Here is a 19,458-nt window from a genome sequence, read left to right on the forward strand (position 1 = left end):
GCAAGGCTCCGAATGTTGTTTTTGGTGGCAGGAGACTCAACGGCCGAGTTCGGGGTGCGCGACGGCGACCCGGTACTGCCCGGCATGGAAGACCAGCGGTTCTCCGCCGCTGTATCGGTAGTGCTCGATTTCACCGAGGAAGATCAGGTGATCGCCGCCCTCGTACTGGGTGACGTTGCGGCACACCAGGGTGGCGATGGCACCGTCGAGCAGCGGCACGCCGGCGGTGGCCTCGACATGCTCGATGCCAGCGAACTTGTCTGACGAGGGCCGCGCAAAGTGCCCGGACAAACCGTGCTGGTCGCTGCCCAGCACATTGATGGCGAAATGGCTGGCGGCCAGGAAGTCGCTCACACTCGGCGCCGTGCGCGCCAGGCTCCAGAGCACCAGCGGCGGCTCCAGCGACACCGAGGAAAACGAATTGGCGGTCATCCCCACCTTGCGACCGTCGCTACCCCGGGTGGTGACCACCGTAACCCCCGTGGCGAACTGCCCAAGCAGGTTGCGCAGGGCCCGTGGCTCGCTGCTGTCGGCGGCGATCAGATTGTCAGGCAAATGCATTGCATTCATGCTCATGGCTCCTCAGGCTGCCTGCTGGCACAGCTTGTCAACGAAGGCCTGGCAGGCCTGGGCATCGAACCACCAGGGGGCAAATTGCCGTGGGTCGTCGAAGTTGTTGGCGATGATCGAGGCCAGCGCCTGCGACTTGCCGGCGGCGCCGAGCAGTTTCAGCAGGTGCTCGGGGGGCGGCAGCAGCATGCTGTTGGTCCAGCCGACTACATGCTGGGCGTAGTCCCAGTAACGCTCGAAGGTCTGCACCATCCATTGCGGGGTGAACGCCTGGTCGCCGTGGGCAACGATGGCATCGAGGTAGACCTTGCTGCACTTGGCAGCGTTGTTGGAGCCCTGGCCGGTAATCGGGTCGTTGACCACCAGGGCATCGGCCATGCCGAACACCGGCAGGCCTGACGGCAGCTCCAGCACCGGCTTGCGCACCATCGGCGTAAAACGTCCGGCCAGCACACCACCCGCATCGGTCAGCTCTACATTGCGGCAACGCTCGGCCTCCCAAGGCACATAGCGACGAACAATTTCCAGGCTGCGCTGCAAATGCTGCTCGGGGCTCTGCACGTCTTGCCAGCAGTCCATCGGGCCGCCAGGCACGCCTTCGAACACCATGATTTCGCACGGCCCGCTCAAGGTCAGCGCCGGGAACACGAAGTACTCGCCTACGCCGGGGATCAGGTTGAAGGCCACCCGCGAATAGGGCGACATCGGCGTCATGCCTTTCACATAGGTCAGCGCCAACGCCCGCTGCGGCTGGCTGAAGCAGGTGCGCTCGGCATCCTTGGGGAACAGGTTGACGATCTCGCCCTTGCCCGCCGCCAGCAGCACCAGGTCGTGGCTGACAGCCAACGCTTCCAGCTCTTTGACGCCGACGTCCTGGATGGTCAACTCGCCGCCACGGCGGACGAACTCATCCATCCACACCGGCATCTTCAGGCGCTGGTCCACAGCCTGGGCGTAGCGTTCGAGGCGCGCACTCCAGTCAATCGCCTTGCTGCCCGGCTGTTCAGGGTGCGGTACGCTGAGGCCGATGCCTTCCACGGCGGGGCATTGTTCTTCCCAGAAGTTGAGGCCCAGGTCCCGTTCGGTCTGCAAGGCGGTGTTGAACATGCACTGGCTGGACATCACCTTGCCGGTACGGATCTGTTCAGCGGTGCGGTTGGTGGTAATGCTTACCTGGTAGCCCTGGGCAAGCAGCCCGAGCCCCAGTTGCAGGCCGGCCTGGCCGGCCCCGACGATAGCGATGCGACGCATGGAGTAACTCCCGTTGTAGGATTGTTTTTGTGGAAAACAGCGCGCTTGGTGCGCGCTGGAAACACGCTTTCGCCAGCCTTATTCGGCCAGCCTTGGAATGGCCGGAACATTGCGCTCCGGCCCCATCACCGAGTAGCCACCGTCCACCGCATAGTCGGCGCCTGTGACGAAACTGGCCGCTGGCGAGCAAAGGAAGGCCACCACCTGGGCCACCTCGGCGGGGTCACCAAGGCGCCCCAGCAGGTGATAGTCGGCGGCCACCTGGTCGGCCTTGTTGCGATCACCGCCGCTGACCTCGGCGATGACCCGCGACCAGGTCCAGCCCGGCGACACCGAATTGACACGGATGCCGTCGCCGGCCAGGTCCATGGCCATGCAGCGGGTCAACTGCTTGATGGCCGCCTTGGACACCGGGTACAGCCAGCGCCCGGTCTGCGCGCAGCCAGCGGAAATCGAGGCAAAGTTGACCACCACCCCGCTGTTGGCCCTCAGCTCGTCGTGCAGTGCACGCACCAGCTGCACCGCCGACACCAGGTTGATGTCCAGGGCCCGCAGCCACTCTGCCCGGTCAGAAGCCAACCCTTGGTCGAGGTAGCTGCAAGCCAGGTTGATCACCATGTCGACCCGGCCCCAGCACTGCTTCACTGTGCCGACCGCCTGCTCGATGGCCGCATCGTCTGTCAGGTCCAGCGGCACAAACAGGCCTGCCTCAGCAAGACTTGACGCCACCTCGGCACCTTTCGGGTCGATATCCAACAGTGCCACCCGTGCCCCCGCAGCCACCAATACCTCGGCCACCGCCGCCCCGATCAGGGTCGCACCGCCACTGATCACCGCCACCTTACCTGCCAGGTTCATGTTCATGGCTCAACCCTCGATCGGCAGGTTGGCGCTACTGGCCCAACCCGGCATCAGGGTGTTGGACGGCAGCGTCTCGTCGAGCAGTTTGTGCGCAGTCTGCACACCGGCCACCGGTAGGCCGCTGGGGTCGAGCAAGCCGATTTGCACCAGTACGCTGGCCTGGTCCCAGTAGATATGTTCGTGGTAGAGCTTCGGCCCGCGGAACTTGACTACACCTAGCATCGGGATCTCGACAAACCGCCCTGTGGGTGCCACGCCCGGCAGCATCCAGTCGATTTCCTGATCGTGGGTGAAGCTCATGATGAACTCGTCGACGATCTGCGACGCACCGACAGTGCGCGAGATCGGCGTCAGTGCCATGTCCTTCGGGTTGCCATGCACGAAGTGGTAACGGTAGAACCGCGCAAGCTCGCGATAGCCGACACCACCGGTCATGGTCGGGATATGGTTGACGTAAGGCTGCGGAACCATGGTTGCCATGGTCGCCGGCACGTCGCGGGTATCGAATTCGTGGCGGACATGTTCATCCCACAGCGCCGACAGGTTGTAGTCCGGCCCGATGGTACGGCGCAGCGCTGCGATGCTGCGTTCATGGGCGAGCAAGGCCGAGGGTTTGTGGTAGTGGTCGCTTGCGGGGCGGGCGAACGCATGGTCGACACCAGGATAGACATAGGCCTCGGTGCCGGGTTTCTGATGCAGTGCGCGGATGATTGCGTCGCGGGCATCGGCCTGGCAGAACTGATCCTGTTCGGCAAAATGCAGCACCAGCCGGCCTGTCAGGCCTTCCAGTTCATGCAGCGCGTTCTCGATACCCACACCGTAGTAACCCACGGCGCAGGCCACTTCGGGCAAGCGGCACGCCGCCAGATAGGCCAGCTTGCCGCCGAGGCAATAGCCGACCACACCGAGGCCATCCGCGCTGCAAGCCTCCATGCTGCGCAGATGCCGCAGGCTGGCGGCGATATCGCGTACACCCAGTGCCTCGTCGAATGCCTGATACAGGGCGAAGGCACGCTGAAAATCCGCTTCGGTATAGCCCAGGTCCACGCCTGGCTCCTGTCGCCAATACAGGTCTGGCACCAGCACCGTATAGCCTTCTTGCGCCAGGTGGTCAGCCACCTCGCGCATGGCCGCGTTAACACCGAAGATTTCCTGGCACAGCACCACGCCCGGGCCACGGCCATCGATCGACGTGGCCAGGTAGGCCTGGAAGTGCTCGCCGGAATCGGCAGCGAGGGTGATGTATTGGCCCTTCATTGTTATGTCTCCAGTCGCGGGGGGATGGAGACATATTCAGGCGCTGGAAACCAAAGGGCTGTCCGGGAGGTGCGTGAATTATCCGTTGAGTGCGGGAAATTCGGCCGGGCAGTCAAGTGGCTTGCATCATCGCCGTCGCGCATCCCTGCGCACAGCCTGTGGAGGCACACCAAACCCACGCATGAACACCTCTCGCAGATGCCGGCGGTCCCTGAACCCGGTCTCTCTGGCTACGACATCCAGGCTGTGCCGGCTCTGCTCGATCATCAAACGGGCTGCCTCCAGCCGCAGGCGCTCAACGGCCTTGGCGGGTGACTCACCGGTCTCAGCGGTGAATACACGGGTGAATTGCCTCGGGCTCAGGTGCACCACCTCGGCAAGTTCCTCCACACTCAACGGGCGGCTGAGATGTTTGCGGGCGTACTCCAGCGCGCTCTGGATACGGTCCGACTTGGGCGAAAGCGATAACAGTTCGGAATGCTGGGATTGCCCACCAGAGCGGCGTTGGTGCATGACCATCTTGTGCGCCACCGACCTTGCCAGCTCGGTGCCCAGGTCTTTTTCGACCATGCCCAGTGCCATGTCCAGGGCGGCGGTCATGCCGGCGGACGTCCATACCGGCCCATCGACAATGAAAATCCGGTCTTCCTCGACGTCGATCTTCGGGTGCAACTCACGCAGCTTGTTTGCATAAGCCCAGTGGGTGGTGGCGCGCCGGCCATCCAGCACACCGGCCTGCGCCAGCACGAAGCAGCCGGTACAAAGGCCTGCGGTGCGACGCGCACCGTCGACGAATCCACGCACGCTGGCGAGTACCTCTTCACTGGGGGGCATGAGCGGGGTCAGCGTACCGGCGACCATCCAGGTGTCGGCCAGGCCCGGCGCGCTCAATGGCAACGTGTCGATATGCATCCCCAGGGAAGAACGCACCGTGCCACCCCCGATGGAAAAATTCTCGATCCTGTAAACCGCTTCGCCCGCCACGATATTGGCGAATTCGAATACGGTTTGTGTTGCCAGGGACATGACCTGGAAGCCTTCGGGTATCAGGTAGCCGACCCGGTGCATGATTGAAGCCCTCTTTGCGATGTCCTGAAAACGTATCATATACGTCATTTAAGCCATAAAATACATTCTGCATGATGACGCCACACCCAAACACCGGAGCATCACCATGACGCAGCAATTCAAAGGCACCGCGCTCATCACGGGCGCCTCCACCGGCATCGGCTCGATCTACGCCGACCATCTGGCCCGACGTGGCTATGACCTGGTGCTGGTAGCACGCAACCGCGAACGCCTTAACGAATTGGCCGCCCGGCTCACCAGCGAAACCCGGCAGAACGTGGAAGTGTTCCCGGCCGACCTGGCCAACGCAGCCGACCTCGCCAAGGTCGAACGCAAGCTGCGCGAAGACGCCAGTATCAGCCTGCTGGTGAACAACGCGGGTATCGGTACCCATACCGGCCTGCTGGAAAGTGACGTCGAGCGCATGGCCGAAATGATCAGCCTCAACATCACCGCCCTCACCCGCCTCACCTACGCGGCGGTGCCAGGCTTTGTCGCTCGCAAGCAAGGCGCGGTCATCAATATCTCGTCCATCGTCAGCCTGGCGCCGGAGCTGCTCAACGGCGTCTACGGCGGCAGCAAGGCCTATGTCACCGCGTTTACGCAAGCGCTTGCCAAAGAGCTGGCAGGCAAAGGCGTTCAGGTCCAGGCAGTACTGCCCGGGGCCACCGCTACCGACCTTTGGCAGACAGGCGGTTTGCCGCTCGAAAACCTCGACCCTGCCATCGTGATGTCGGCCGAGGACCTGGTGGACGGCGCCCTGCAGGACTTCGACAAGGGTGTGCTGATCTCCCTGCCTTCGGTGCACGACCTGCAAGCGTTCGAGCACTACGAAGCCAGCCGCCAGGCCTTGTTCGGTCAACTGTCCAGCAACCAGCTCGCGCCCCGCTACAGGGCCTAGTGACCAAGATGAGCCCAAGCCGCACCGTTCATTTTCATTGAAGACGAGAAAGTCTTACTGCATTCAGGCTATTTTTCGAGCAAATCGAAACGCTTAGCCTGAATGCACTTTTCGACCACCCTGGAGGTAGCGCCAATGAAGGCCGTCGTTTACACCCAACCCGGTTTGCCGATCCACGCCCCACAATCGCTGTACGACGCGGAACTGCCCGCCCCCACACCCGGTGCCCGGGACCTGCTTGTCGAAGTCAGGGCCATTGCCGTCAACCCGGTTGATACTAAAATCCGTGCAAGCCGCGGCGGTGACCAGCCACAGGTGCTGGGCTGGGACGCTGTCGGCGTTGTCCGCGAGGTCGGGCCTGAGGTCACATTGTTCCGACCGGGCGATGAAGTTTTCTACGCCGGCGCCATTGACCGCCCGGGTAGCTACAGCGAGCTGCATGTGGTGGATGAACGCATCGTCGGGCACAAGCCTCGCAGCCTGGACAATGCCAGTGCCGCCGCCCTGCCCCTTACGTCCATTACCGCCTGGGAGCTGCTGTTCGACCGCCTGGGCGTTGAAGAAAACGGTGGCGAAGGCCAGCGCCTTCTGGTGGTCGGTGCCGGTGGCGGGGTTGGCTCCATCCTGGTCCAGCTTGCCAGCAAACTCACTCGGCTGACCGTCATCGGCACAGCGTCAAGGCCCGAAACCCAGGCGTGGGTAAAGGCGCTGGGCGCCCATCATGTGATCGATCACGCCGAGTCGATTCCGCTTCAGTTGGAGGCGCTCAAGCTGGGCCCGGTCGATTACGTGATCAGCCTCACCCATACCGACACCTACCTGCCGCAACTGGTGGAAGTGCTTCGCCCACAAGGCAAGCTTGCGTTGATCGACGACCCGGCGCAGCTGGATGTCATGCCGCTCAAGCGCAAGTCACTGTCGCTGCACTGGGAACTCATGTTCACGCGTTCCCTGTACAAGACCGAGGACATGATCAAGCAGCACCAACTGCTCGATCGCGTTTCGCAACTGGTCGACAGTGGTGTGCTCAAAACCACCCTTGGCGAACACTACGGTACGATCAACGCCGAGCACCTCAAGCGCGCCCACGCCATGGTCGAAAGTGGAAAAGCGCGCGGCAAGATTGTGCTGGAAGGCTTCTGATTGCGCGCCAGGCGCGCCACCCCGTGCGAGTCTGGCCGGCAGCACCGCTACCAGTTGTAACTCAGTGAGCCGACCACGCTGCGTTCATCGCCATAGCGGCATGAGTTGGCGCAATACAGGTAACGCTCATTGGCCAGGTTCTGGGCGCGAGCACTCACCTGCCATTGGTCGTTCACCCGGTAGGTGACGCGGGCATCGAACAGGGTATAGGCCGGGATCTTCCGGTCGCTCACGCTCGGCACGGTGTGCGTCGTGCCGTTGTAGCGGGCGCCAGCGCCCACGCTGACGTCGGGCAACCCTAGCCCGCTCAGCCGGTAGTCCAGCCACAAGGCGGCACTGTGGTACGGCGTGCCTTCGATGCGCGAGCCTTCGAGTGCCTTGTCGTTGTCGGAAATGATGTGCGCGTCGGTATAGGCGTAGGTGGCGTTCATTGCCAGGTCGGGTGTCAGCTGCGCCTTGGCTTCCAGTTCGAAGCCCGTACTGCGTTCCTTGCCGGTTTGCTCGTCGAAGTCGGAGCCGGCGATCGAGGTCAACACATTGCGCTGGGTCAGTTGATACACCGCAGCGCTGATCAGCAACTCACGGTCGGCGGGCTGATAGCGCACACCGACTTCGTACTGCTCGCCTTCGGTAGGCTCGAAGGTGTCACCCTTGCTGTCGGTGCCTGCGGACGGCAAGAATGACTGGCTGTAGCTGACATAGGGCGCCCAGCCATTGTCCGCCAGGTACACCAGGCCGACACGGCCGGTGGTCTTGCGGTCGGTGACGGTGCTACGCGAGCCGTCGCGGTAGTTGCGTGTGTCGTTCTCGGCCCAGTCCTGGCGCAGCCCCAGCATGACCACCCAGCGCTCATCGAACTTGGCCTGCTCTTGCAGGTAGACACCCATTTGCGTGCTGTGCAAATCCGAACCGCTGTCGACGGCGGTGTTCACCGTCGGCAGGTTGCCATAAACCGGATTGGCCAGGTCCAGGGTCGGCGCGCTGCCGCTGTGCCGGTGGCTGTCGTAGGTCTTGCGGTAGTAATCGATGCCGCCGAGCAGCGTGTGCTGCCAGTTGCCGTGGGCAAGCTGGAGGGTCAGGTTGCTGTCGCTGGTCCAGCCCGTGGAAATGTCCTCACGGACGTTGTAGCTGCGGGTCAGGTTGTTCAGGTTCGCGCCGGTAACCCGGCTGTTGTTCAGGGTGATGTAGTCATAGTCGCTGCGCGATTCGAAATAACGGGTGGCATGGTGCAATTGCAGGCTATCGTTCAGCCGGCTTTCCAGCAGATAACCGAACGTTTGCAGGGTGCCATCGTAGTCGTCGAAGCCTGGCTCGCCGGGGAACAGGCCATAGGGCACTTTGTAGCCCGGCGTGTTGCTGAAGGTGGTCAGGTCGTAGCGGATTGGCGGGGTCAGCGTGGTTTGCGTGCGCTGGTGGCTGGCCAGCAGCGTCAGGCGGGTGTCGTCGTCCATTTGCCAGGCCAGCGCGGGCGCGATGTACTGCTTGTCGTCATCGATCTCGTCGAACTGCGTACCACTGTCGCGCACCAGCGCGGTCAGCCGGTAACTGAAGCGCCCTTGCTCATCCAGCGCGCCGCTGTGGTCGGTGGACATCTGCCGGCGCTGGTGATTTCCATATTCCAGGTTGAGCTCGTGCAGCGGGGTGAGGGTCGGCCGCTTGCTGATGGTATTGATCAAGCCACCGGGCGCCAGTTGGCCATACAGCACAGACGAGGCGCCCTTAAGCACCTCGACGCGTTCCAGGCCATAGGGCTCCTGGCCGCCTTCGAACTGTGTGCTTTGCATCTTCATGCCATCGCGCAACACGCTTCCGGTGCGCGGGCCAATGTCAAAACCGCGCAGCCGGTAGTCATCAGCCACGCGGCTGTAGCCATTGGGCTGGGTCACCACGCCGGCGGTATAGCCGAGTACATCCGCCAGGCTGTCGTGCTGACGCGACACCATCTCCTCGCGCGTGATCACCGACACCGACTGGGGTAGCTCCAGCAGCGGCGTATCGGTCTTGCTCATGGTCGCGCTGCGTCGGGCGACCTTGCTGTAGGCCGGCCCCCAGGCATCCTGCTCGTACACCTGGCCAGACACATTGATGGCGCCAAGGTGCACAGCATCGCTTGCACGCGGCTCGATGCTCAGTGCGCCGCCGGGCGTAACGTTCAACTGCAATGCAGTGCCTTGCAGGGCCTGATGCAAGGCGTGCTCGGTACTGAAGCGGCCACGTAGTGCAGGTGCCGTCAGGCCGCGAGTGAGCGAGGCGTCATAGGAAATGCTGCGCCCGCTCTGCCGGGCGATGGCGGTCAGTGTGGCATCCAGCGCGCCGGCCGGCAGGTCGAAGGCAAGCACGTGCTGTTGGCCACCAGGCTCGCTCGCAGCGCCAGTGGGAGCGTGCAGTGTGCCCAAGGCCAGGGCGAAGGCCAGCGGTGTCAGGCTGAAACGGTGTGTTCGGTACATGGGCAACGGTCCCGGAAGGTGGTCGATGCCAGCTATGTGACGCGAGTGGCTCTGTTATTAAGGGGGTGATGAAAAAAATCAGTGAAGGGTCACCTCGGTCCACCAACCGAAGCGTCGCTCGACGCGCACAGGCAAGGTTTCTTGCAGTGTGCGCAAGACCTGCCCGCTTTCATCCAGCGGGAACACCCCCGATACCCGCAATGCCGCAGCGTCAGGGCTGATACGCAACAGGCCACGGTGATACGGACGCAGGGCATCGATAACGGCGCTCAGCGGCTGGTCGTGAACTTCCAGGTAGCCGTCTTCCCAAGTCCCCTCGCCAGCACGGGCAGGATCCAGCGCACGAATCCCCGCACTGGACAACACAGCGCCCTGACCGCTGCCCAGCTCCAGACGGGCACCGTTCGGCGCCAACAGTTGCACCCGCGACTCCTGCACCCAGACGTCGGCAGCCTGGTCGCGCAGGTTGACGGTAAAGCGTGTGCCCAAGGCGCGCACCTCGCCAAAGGCGGTGACAACGATCAGCGGCCGCTGCGGGTCGGCGGCAACCTGAATGCTCAACGCCCCCTCACGCAGGAACAGCGTGCGCGAGCGGGCGGTGAAGGCGACGTCCGCACGGCTCTGGGCATTAAGCACCACAAGGCTGCCGTCCTCCAGGGTGAACGGCCTGCGCTCGGCCAGGCCGGTCTGCAAGTCACTCCCCGCAACGGGCAACAAGCCAAGACGCTGCAACCACCAGCCACCAGCCCCCACCCCGGCGACCGCCAAGGCACCACGCAATAGCCGGCGCCGGCTGGCGGACTCGGTGCTGAGCACCTGACGAGCCAGTGGCGGCATATCGGCGAACGCCATGCCCAGGCGCTGTTCAAGGCGTTGCCAGGCCACTGCATGGTCCGGGTCAAGGCTTAGCCATTGCTGGAAGCGCTGGCGATCTGCAGCGCTCATGGCCCCTGAACGGTGGAGCGCCAGCCAGTCGATGGCCTCGGCCACCGCCGGTGGCAGTCGAGTCTTGGGCATGTTTATTCCAAGGCCAGGTAGCACAAGGCCAAGCCCTTGGCCACGTACTGATGCACGCGAGGCGCCGAGATACCCAGCCGCGCACCGATTTCGGCGTAGGTGAGGCTCTCCAGCTGGCTGTACAGAAACGCACTGCGCCCTAACGGTGACAGGCCCGCGAGCATGCTGTCGAGGGCGCTCAGGGTTTCCAGTGCCTGTACCTGCTCTTCGGCTGAGGGCTCATAACCCGGCGCCTGCTGGCTGAGCGCTTCAAGGTAGGCACGCTCCAGGTCGCGCCGCCGCCAACTGGCGAACACCAGTCGCTTGGCAATCGTGGTGAGCAAGGCACGCGGTTCGTGGATGCCCTGCGGGTCTGGCATTTTCACCACCTGTGCAAACGTCTCCGACGCCATGTCGGCTGCGTCATGGCGGCAGCCCAGGCGTGCGCGCAGGCGCTGCAGCAGCCAGTCATGGTGGTCGCCGAACATCTGCTGCAGGATGCGGTTGCGTAGCGCGAGGGGCTGATTATCGAGAGGCGCGTAAGGCATGGCTAACTTGCTAATGGGAACTATTAGCAAATGATGCCGTTAGATTGGCATTACCGCAACCGATCACAAGCCCTGCGGACCAGAGCTGACTGTCAGGTGCAAAACGCAGGATGAACGCCTATGGCACTTCAAGCACACACCGTTATCATGGCGGACGCTGTGCCCATGAACCGCCCGTGCCACCTCTGCGGCCCGTTGAGCCGCACCGAAGGACAACCGTGAACATCCGTCGCATCGAATGCTTTCTGGCAGTAGTAGACCAAGGCACCGTCACCGCCGCTTCACAGAAGCTGCACTTGGCGCAGCCGGCTTTAAGCCGGCAGATCCAGACACTGGAACAGGAACTGGACCTGCAACTGTTCGAACACAACCGCAACCGCCTGGCCCTGACCGCTGCCGGCCACGCCTTGGTGCCACTGGCACGCCAACTGCTGGACAAGGCCCGCAGCATCAGCGTGGCTGCGCAGAGCCTGGCCAGTGGCCAGATCCGCCAGTTGCGCATCGCGGCCACGCTGGCCAGCATCAGCGAACTCATCGCACCGTTCATCACCACGCTGGGTCAGCACGACCCGATGATTCTGACCGTGGACGCTCCACACGCCGAACTGCTGGAGCGCTTCCATCAAGGCATGGACATGCTGGTCACGCCCAGCGCGGTGGACAGTGCCCTGTGCAGCCTGTACCTGGGGCGCGCACCGCTGCGGGCCTACGTCAGCCCGCAACACCCCTGGGCCCTGGAGGGCCGTGATGAAGTTGAGCTGGCGCAATTGCTGGAACACCCATTGCTGCTGTTGAGTAGCCAGAACATCAGCCGCATGCAGCTGGACCTGGCGGTTGCCCGCAACGGGCTGACCTACCGTGGCATCACCGAGTGCGGCCATGCCACCACGTTGCAAGCCTTGTGCGCCAGCGGCCGTGGCATCGGCGTGGTCACCGACTTGCCACGCTTCGGCGCACACAGCCTGCGGATCATCGACCCCTCACCCAGTGCCGATCAGCCTTACCTGGGCATTGACCTGCACGCGGCCTGGAGTGCCGATCACTATTGCCCGCAGGCGCTGGAAGCCATTGCGGTGAGGCTTTCCGGTTTCCTGCGCAATATCCACTAGGCTGCGGTTACGGGCACGACCTGCCGTTGTTCATGGGCCAGGCCCGACACGACGCCCCAATAGAAGCAAAACAGCGCCAGTAGCAGGATCAGTGCCTGGTCCCAGGGTGCCGGAATCACCCCCACGCCGCCAAAGTTACCGGCGTAGCTGACCACCATCAGGCCCAGGAAATACACCACGATCCAGGCACTGGCACGCAGCTGTTGGGCAAGCGTCACCCCGGCCACCAGCCTGCCACGCACCGCCACGCAATACGCCAGCATCAGCAGCAGGAATGCACCCAGCATCCATGACAAGGTCTTCCAGCCGACCCAGTAGAAAATGAACGTGGCACACACGAAGGCAATAGGCGCCACCAGGCCAATGCCACGGATGCGGTAAGGCCGTGGCAACTCGGGCGCATTCAGGCGCAAGGCCATGACGGAGATCGGCAGCAAGGTGAAGAGCATGACGCCAGCGGCCGAGTTCACCTGCACCAGCGCTTCCCACGAAGGGAATGGCAAGGTCCAGAACAGCGCCATGAACAACGACAGGCACAAAGCCAGCCGTGGCACACCGGTGTGCGGATCGAGCACGGTGAATCGCTTGAAGAAGGTACCATTACGCGCCCAGGCGTAAATCTGCCGTGCAGTGGCCGCCAGGTACACGTTACCGGTGCCGGCCGGGGAAATCAGCGCATCCGCCATCACCACCTTTACCAGCCAGGCCAGCCCCAGCATGCCGGCCAGATCGGCAAATGGCGTGTTCATCTGCAGGCCGCTCCAGCCTTGCGCCAGTTGCTCGGCAGGGATCGCACCGATGAAAGTCACCTGCAGCAGCACGTAGAACAGGGTAGTGATCAGCAACGAGAAGAAGATCGCCAAGGTAATGGTGCGCGACGGGTTCTTCACCTCGGCACTGAACATCACGATGTTCTGAAAACCGCCGAAGGCAAAGATCAGCCCAGCTGTGGAAACGGCCGCTGTGATGCCGCTGACGCCGTTCGGCGCAAAGGCGTGAGCGGTAAAATTGGCGGGCTGAAAGTGCAACGCCAAGGTGATGATGACCACCGCCGGCACGCCCAACTTGATGGCGGTCACCCATGTGTTGGCTTTGCCGAACGACTTGACGCCGAAGTAGTTGATCACGAAGAACACCACGATCAGCGCGGCCTGGAACAGCCAGCCGAGCAGGGTTGGCTCGGCACCACCCAGCGCGGGCAACCAGGCGCTGGCATAGGTACGTACCGCCACCGCCTCCAGGCCGGCCACGCAGGAATACATGATGAAAGCGGCAAAACTGACGACAAAGCCGATCAGCGGGCCGTGGGTCATGGCCGGGTAGCGGATCAGCCCCCCGGTCTTGGGCAGCGCGCTGCCCAGTTCGGCCAGGGTCATGGCGATGAAGAAGCTGGCAAAAGCCGCGATCAGCCAGGAAATCCAGGCTGCAGGGCCGGCGATCTTCACCGCCAGCAAAGAGGAGAACAACCAGCTGGAGCCGATCATTGACCCGACACCGATCAAGGTCAGGTCAAGCAGGCCCAGATTGCGCTTGAAGGTAGCCGTGTTGCTCATGGTTCACCCACTGTTTTGATTATGTTGTGCTGGTGCAAGGCGCATGCAAAGAGGCAATCGTCAGTGCCCGGCAACAACCCTGCCGCCGGGTACCGAACGCTTCAGGGGTCAGGCAACCTTGCGCAGGCTGCGCGTGGACCGGCCGTCCTTGGTCAAGGCGTACAGGTCTTTCGGGTCGGCCAGTTGCGGTACCAGCTCGATGCGGCCGCCCAGGCCATCCTGCACTGCCAGCTCGTGCAGCAAGCGCAGGGCCGAGTAGTCCTCCAGGGCAAAGCCAACCGAATCGAACACGGTGATCTCGTCCTTGCAGGTGCGGCCATGTCGGCCTTCGGCAATCAGGGTCCACAGTTCGGTCACCGGGAAGTCGGCCGGCAACTGCTGAATGTCGCCTTCGATGCGGGTTTGCGGTTCGTACTCGACGAACACCGAAGCCTGCAGAAGCACCTCTTTGTCGAGCTCGGTCTTGCCCGGGCAGTCACCACCCACGGCATTGACGTGCACGCCAGGCGCCAGCATGTCGGCGGTAAGAATGGTCGCCAGGCATTTGTCGGCGGTCACTGTGGTGATGACATCGACGCCCTGCGCAGCCTCGCGGGCCGAGCTGCAGGCAACCACTTCAAGGCCCGGGAAGTCCTTCAGGTTGCGCAGCAGCTTCTGCGTTGCCAAGGGGTCGACGTCAAAACACTGGATGCGCTCGATACCCAGCAAGGTGTGGAAAGCGATGGCCTGGAACTCGCTCTGGCAGCCGTTGCCGATCAGCGCCATGACCTTGGCGTCGTCACGTGCCAGGTACCTGGCCGCCAAGGCCGAAGTGGCCGCGGTACGAATGGCAGTGGTCAGCGTCAGCTCGGAAAGCAACAGCGGATAGCCCGTTGCCACGTCCGCCAGTACGCCGAAGGCCATTACGGTCGACAGGTTGTGCGCGATGTTGTCGGGGTGGCCATTGACGTACTTGAACGCGTAGCGGCCAGCATCGGAGACCGGCATCAACTCGATCACCCCGACGTCACTGTGGCTGGCCAGCCGCGCCGACTTGTCGAATTCGGGCCAGCGACGGAAATCCGCTTCGATGTAGTCGGTCAGGCGCCGCAGCAGGGGCTCGACGCCCTCTTCGGCCAGGTGGTTGCTGAGGTCGGAAACGCTGATGAATCGGGTCATGGTGTCAAAGGCTCTTGCTTGCAAAGGATTGCTGTTGGCTCCAGAGCTGGGGCGTGAGGACCCCGCACTGGCGTTCGATGTCGGCGGCCAGGTGCAGGCAGCGCTCGTCGTCCAGCGGTGCGCCAAGCAACTGCACCCCTTGCGGCACGCCCGCCTCAAGGCCCGTGGGCACGGCTACCGCCGGGAAGCCCAGCAGGTTCACCAGGTACAGGAAGCGCTGGGCATCGAGCAGTTCGCCCAGTTGTGCGGGCGAACCAAGGTCATAGTTGTCGGGGAAGGCCTCACGGGAAGAAACCGGCATCAGCAGGGCGTCATATTCCTGCAGCCACAGGCTCCACTGACGACGGATCAGGTTGCGTAGGCGCAGGTCGCGCAACAGCTGCTCGGCATCCGAGCCGCCGAAATAGGCGTTCATACCGTTGACGACCTCGTTGATCTGCGCCGAACCGTGACGCTGCACGCCTTCGACGAACAACGCCGTGGACTCGGCCGCCACCAGGCGCCCCCACAACATCGCTGCCTCCAGGGCCATCGGCGGGCGTACCTGCTCTACCCGATGCCCGGCTTCAACCAAGGCCTGGCAGGCGGTGGCCACGGCGCGCTCCACGGTTGGGCTGACGCCGCTGTCGAACGGGTCGATGCAGAACACGACACGCAGCGGGCCATCGGCCTTGCCCCGGGTACGCCCGGCGCGCCAGTCGGGGTCAAGGGCGACTGGCTGGCTCATCGAGGCGAAGGCCAGTTGCACGTCTTGCACGGTACGGGCAATCGGCCCTTGTACCGAGAACAGCTGGGAGATCGGCGGGCGGCCCTGATCGCAAGCGGGCGAGCCGTTGGCGATGCGCCCCATGGACGGGCGCAAAGTCGCCACGCCGCAGCAGTGCGCGGGGTAACGCAGCGAGCCGCCCATGTCGTTGCCGTGCGCGATGCAGCCGATACCCGACGCCACCGCGGCGGCAGCGCCACCGGACGAGCCGCCCGGAGTCAGCGTGGCGTCCCACGGGTTGAAGGTGGCGCCGTGCAACGGGTTGCCAGTGAACCAGCGAGTGCTGAACTCCGGCGTGTTGGTCTGGCCGATGATGATCGCACCGTCCTTGCGCAGGTTGGCGACCACCGGGGCGTCCTGTTCGCAGAGGTGCTCGGCCTGGGCCGGCACCCCGTCAGAGTTGGCGAAGCCGACCTGGTCGACATTGATTTTCACCGTTACAGGCACACCAAACAGCGCTGGCAGCGTTTCGCCAGTGCGCCGCTGCTGGTCCATCTGCCTAGCCTGCTCCAGGCTCTGTTCATAATTGCGGGTCACCACCGCATTGATCGCCGGGTTGATCGCCTCGCAGCGCGCGATGTGCTGGGTGATGACCTCGGTGCAACTGACCTCGCCCGCCGCGATCCGCTCACGGGTTTGGGTTGCACTCCATTTCCAGATTTCCATATTCCTGTCTCTACAAAGAGGCTGCGCAGCACGCAGCCTGTGGGGTTGAAGCCATCAGCGGGCCTGGGCCAACGCCGGGTAACCGAGCACGAACTCCACATGGGCGCGCACGCCAGTGCTGAACGTGCTTTCGTCGACGGTGAAGAACGGGCTGTGGTTGACCGGCGCCTTGGCCATGTCCTGGCCAGGAGGGGTGGCGCCCAGCAGTACGAACAGGCTGGGTACACGGCTGGCGTAGTGGGCGAAGTCCTCGCTGGCCGAGTAGGTGAAGTCGAGCAGCGAAGCCTTGCCATCGGCAGCCCGTTGCAGTGCGGGGGCCATGCCCTGGGTGAGCGCCGGGTCGTTCATCAGCACCGGGGCGTATTCCGACATTTCGACCTTGGGCTTCACGCCGTTGGCCTGGGCAATGTGCTCGACCAACCCTGGCAGGTCGCCCAGCACGGTCTTGCGGATGTCGTTATTGCTGGTGCGAATGGTGCCCAGCATTTCCAGATCCTGGGGGATGATGTTGGGCGCAGTGCCGGCGTGGATGCTGCCGACCGAAACTGCAGCCATACCCTGGGTAAGGTCTGCGCGGCGGCTGACGAGGGTTTGCATGCCGTTGATGACCTGGGCACTGGCGACAATGGGGTCGTTACTCTTCCACGGCATGGAACCATGGGCCTGGGTGCCGTGAAGGGTGATGCGCAAGCCATCGGCGCTGTTCATGGTCGCACCGGGGCGGTAACGCAGTTCACCCGCCGGGATACCTGCCACTACGTGCAGGCCGAACATCACTTCGATTTTCGGGTCATTCAGCACACCCTCGGCGATCATCTTGCGCGCGCCAATTTCTGCGCCCTGGGTGAAGTTGTCGATATCCGCCCCGCCCTCCTCGGCCGGCTGGAACACGAACACCACGGTACCGGCCACCTGCTCACGGTGCTCGGCCAGCAGCCGCGCTGCACCCAACAACATGGCGGTGTGGGTATCGTGGCCACAGGCGTGCATCACCGGGGACTCTTTACCCTGGTACAGGGCCACCGCCTTGCTGGCGAACGGCAGTCCGGTCTGCTCCGGCATCGGCAACGCATCCATATCGGCGCGCAGGCCCATCACCGGCCCTGGCTTGCCGCCCTTGAGCACACCAACCACACCTGTACGGGCAATACCGGTACGCACTTCGATGCCGTACTGGCGCAATTGCGACGCCACCCGCTTTGCGGTTTCGAATTCCTGGTTGCCCAGTTCCGGGTGCTGGTGGATCTGCCGGCGAATGCGCACGACTTCATCCTGCACCTTCAACGCAGCATCCTTGACCCAGGCGTCATCCGGCTTCGTGGCACTGGCCTGCAGGCTGGCAGCGCCCAGCAATGCGCCCATGACGGTGGCATACAGTGGTTTCATGAGGGTTCTCCTTGGCAAGTGCGCGGCGGCTCAGAAGAGCTTCACCGGCAGGTTGACGATCAGGCGGAATTCTTCGAGGTTGCCCTCGATCTGGTTGCGGCTGGCCCGGTGCCAGGCGTTGCCGGTGAGGATGCTGAGGTTTTTCAGGCGACCTGACTGCACCACATAGTTGAGGAACGCGCCGACTTCGTAGTGGCTTTCGCCATCCTGGCTGGACGCCCAGCTGTAGGCCGCGTTGCGTCCGCCGTCATAGTCGGTGCCGTCGATGTTCCAGCCCTTGATGTACCAGAGGATGGTCTTCAGGCCCGGCACGCCGTAGGCGCTGAAGTCCGTGGTGTACTTGACCTGGAACGAGCGTTCGTTAGGCCCGTTGTAGTACGAGAGCATGGTGTTGGGCAGCGAGATGGCATTGGACTCGCCGACATAGTCGAAGTACTCGTCGCCGACCACCTGTTGCAGGCCCAGCTTCAGCGAATGGTTCAGGTAGCTTTGGGTCAGGCTCAGGCCATACACCTGCTGGTCGATGTTGCCGGCCAGTTCGCGCCCGGTGGATTGGGTATCATAAAAGTCAGCCTGGAATTCGCTGTTCCACGCCGGGCTCCAGCGGTGGCTGGCGTTGAAACCCAGGTACGCGCGGTCCCAAATGTCGTTGTAGCGGTTCAGATAGAGGCTGGCCTTGGCTGCCTTGCCGAACGCGTAATCACCGCCGGCATAAGCAACCCAGTCCCCTTCGACCCGGCGCGCGGTCATGGTCAGGGTCAGGTCCTCGCTGCCGGCGCCGGTGCGTGGTGTGGCGCGGTCGAAGTAGCCAGCCTTCAGTGTGAGTGCATCGATATCGTGGCTTTCCAGCGATACACCTTCGAACGACGCAGGCAAGGTACGCGTGTCGGCGTAATCCATCACCGGCGTACGCACCTGCTGGCGCCCCACTTTGACCACGGTCTCGCCGGCCTTGAACTTGGCGGCGGCGATGCCGACCTTGCCCCAGTCGTCCACCACATCGCCGTCCTTCTGTACCAGCAGGCGGCTGCTGCCACCGGCCGCAGCCAGCGTGCTGCGCTCCAGCGCCACAGCCCCGTAAAGCGAAAGGTCCAGGCCCAGGCCAATCGGGCCCTGGGTGAAGCCGGAAACAAAGTCCAGCTTGGCGCCCTGCACCCAGGCGGTACGGTCGCGGACCGGCCGGATGCCCTGATCGGTGGGGGCGGCAAAGTAGGTGGCCTTGTGGCCAACCTCATGGGAATACCAGTGACGCAGGTTCAGCGTCAGCGAACTGTCTTCGACGAAGCCCGACTGGGCTTTGCTGGTCAAAGGCGATAAGCAAACAAAAGTCGCAAGGGTGCCGGCAAGCCAGCGAGCGTTAGCCTGTTTGTTGAGCATGGGTCGGTGCCTGATAATTATTGTTGTGGCAGAGCGAAACGTGAATGGGGTGGCGCAGCCCTGTGCTGTTGTTGTTCAGGGCTGGAAAAAGAGTAAGAGCGGGCGACCATGCCGTCTAATACTGAAGTTATTTGATCAGCATGCTTTTTCGGCATACTGAAGCCACCGCCATTGCGGAGGTGGAACCAACATGTGGTAAGTCAAATCACACAGCGGCACCTAGTAGCCCGCCCACAGCACCGCAGCCAACGACAACCAGCCACGGTGCTAACTTCCACCCCATCTACACAACCAACCCCGCTAGAGCCAGTGCAGAGGGAGCAAGCAGTACGACGGCAATGCCGACCTGGCTGCTCATCCTGTCACGCTGTAACTAAAGCATGCAGGTGATCCGTTGCATT

General features: G+C 63.2%; 16 protein-coding genes. 3 read left to right on the forward strand and 13 right to left on the reverse strand.

The window, feature by feature from the left end:
* Positions 1-36: 36 nt before the first annotated feature.
* The 5 genes from A0O30_RS20665 to A0O30_RS20685 all read right to left on the reverse strand — a co-directional run bounded on the left by A0O30_RS20665 (position 37) and on the right by A0O30_RS20685 (position 5,007).
* Positions 37-570 carry a flavin reductase family protein gene (locus tag A0O30_RS20665; protein WP_105947795.1) on the reverse strand — a complete coding sequence of 178 codons (534 nt, stop codon included), beginning with the start codon at positions 568-570 and terminating at the stop codon, positions 37-39.
* A 12-nt stretch (positions 571-582) separates the two neighbouring features.
* On the reverse strand, positions 583-1,821 hold the full coding sequence (locus tag A0O30_RS20670; protein WP_105947796.1) for a styrene monooxygenase/indole monooxygenase family protein: 1,239 nt from the start codon (positions 1,819-1,821) through the stop codon (positions 583-585).
* Between the two features lie 78 nt (positions 1,822-1,899).
* A complete protein-coding gene (locus tag A0O30_RS20675; protein ID WP_105947797.1) occupies positions 1,900-2,685 on the reverse strand; it encodes an SDR family oxidoreductase in 786 nt (261 codons plus the stop codon).
* Positions 2,686-2,688: 3 nt separating this feature from the next.
* Entirely contained in the window at positions 2,689-3,939 is a 1,251-nt protein-coding gene (locus A0O30_RS20680; RefSeq protein ID WP_105947798.1) for a dienelactone hydrolase family protein, read from the reverse strand.
* A gap of 126 nt (positions 3,940-4,065) precedes the next feature.
* Positions 4,066-5,007, reverse strand: coding sequence for a GlxA family transcriptional regulator (locus tag A0O30_RS20685; protein ID WP_105947799.1), 942 nt, complete (start codon positions 5,005-5,007; stop codon positions 4,066-4,068).
* Between the two features lie 106 nt (positions 5,008-5,113).
* On the opposite strand from A0O30_RS20685, the gene A0O30_RS20690 reads away from it, so the two are divergent.
* Both A0O30_RS20690 and A0O30_RS20695 read left to right on the forward strand, forming a co-directional pair.
* A complete protein-coding gene (locus A0O30_RS20690; protein ID WP_105947800.1) occupies positions 5,114-5,908 on the forward strand; it encodes an SDR family oxidoreductase in 795 nt (264 codons plus the stop codon).
* Between the two features lie 135 nt (positions 5,909-6,043).
* Positions 6,044-7,051: a zinc-binding alcohol dehydrogenase family protein gene (locus A0O30_RS20695; RefSeq protein WP_105947801.1), complete on the forward strand. Its 1,008-nt coding sequence runs from the start codon at positions 6,044-6,046 to the stop codon at positions 7,049-7,051.
* A 47-nt stretch (positions 7,052-7,098) separates the two neighbouring features.
* Here A0O30_RS20695 and A0O30_RS20700 read toward each other — a convergent pair whose 3' ends face one another.
* The 3 genes from A0O30_RS20700 to A0O30_RS20710 all read right to left on the reverse strand — a co-directional run bounded on the left by A0O30_RS20700 (position 7,099) and on the right by A0O30_RS20710 (position 11,042).
* Positions 7,099-9,498 (reverse strand): TonB-dependent siderophore receptor, encoded by a 2,400-nt coding sequence (locus tag A0O30_RS20700; protein ID WP_105947802.1) that lies wholly within the window; start codon positions 9,496-9,498, stop codon positions 7,099-7,101.
* 78 nt (positions 9,499-9,576) lie between these two features.
* Positions 9,577-10,515, reverse strand: coding sequence for a FecR domain-containing protein (locus A0O30_RS20705; RefSeq protein WP_105947803.1), 939 nt, complete (start codon positions 10,513-10,515; stop codon positions 9,577-9,579).
* Between the two features lie 2 nt (positions 10,516-10,517).
* Positions 10,518-11,042, reverse strand: coding sequence for a sigma-70 family RNA polymerase sigma factor (locus A0O30_RS20710; protein WP_105947804.1), 525 nt, complete (start codon positions 11,040-11,042; stop codon positions 10,518-10,520).
* A gap of 218 nt (positions 11,043-11,260) precedes the next feature.
* Between A0O30_RS20710 and A0O30_RS20715 the strand changes: the two genes are divergently transcribed.
* On the forward strand, positions 11,261-12,151 hold the full coding sequence (locus A0O30_RS20715; protein ID WP_158261460.1) for a LysR family transcriptional regulator: 891 nt from the start codon (positions 11,261-11,263) through the stop codon (positions 12,149-12,151).
* On the opposite strand, the gene A0O30_RS20720 is transcribed toward A0O30_RS20715, so the two are convergent.
* The 5 genes from A0O30_RS20720 to A0O30_RS20740 form a co-directional block, all read right to left on the reverse strand.
* Positions 12,148-13,704: an APC family permease gene (locus A0O30_RS20720; RefSeq protein ID WP_105947806.1), complete on the reverse strand. Its 1,557-nt coding sequence runs from the start codon at positions 13,702-13,704 to the stop codon at positions 12,148-12,150. The two genes, A0O30_RS20715 and A0O30_RS20720, sit on opposite strands and share 4 nt — an antisense overlap.
* 108 nt (positions 13,705-13,812) lie before the next feature.
* Positions 13,813-14,862 (reverse strand): ornithine cyclodeaminase, encoded by a 1,050-nt coding sequence (locus A0O30_RS20725; protein ID WP_105947807.1) that lies wholly within the window; start codon positions 14,860-14,862, stop codon positions 13,813-13,815.
* A 4-nt stretch (positions 14,863-14,866) separates the two neighbouring features.
* Positions 14,867-16,294: an amidase gene (locus tag A0O30_RS20730; RefSeq protein WP_105947808.1), complete on the reverse strand. Its 1,428-nt coding sequence runs from the start codon at positions 16,292-16,294 to the stop codon at positions 14,867-14,869.
* A 54-nt stretch (positions 16,295-16,348) separates the two neighbouring features.
* A complete protein-coding gene (locus A0O30_RS20735; protein WP_105947809.1) occupies positions 16,349-17,680 on the reverse strand; it encodes an amidohydrolase in 1,332 nt (443 codons plus the stop codon).
* 30 nt (positions 17,681-17,710) lie between these two features.
* On the reverse strand, positions 17,711-18,988 hold the full coding sequence (locus A0O30_RS20740; RefSeq protein ID WP_256589739.1) for an OprD family outer membrane porin: 1,278 nt from the start codon (positions 18,986-18,988) through the stop codon (positions 17,711-17,713).
* Positions 18,989-19,458: the final 470 nt, after the last annotated feature.

The organism is Pseudomonas sp. LLC-1 (assembly GCF_002992185.1).
GTDB lineage: Bacteria > Pseudomonadota > Gammaproteobacteria > Pseudomonadales > Pseudomonadaceae > Aquipseudomonas > Aquipseudomonas monteilii.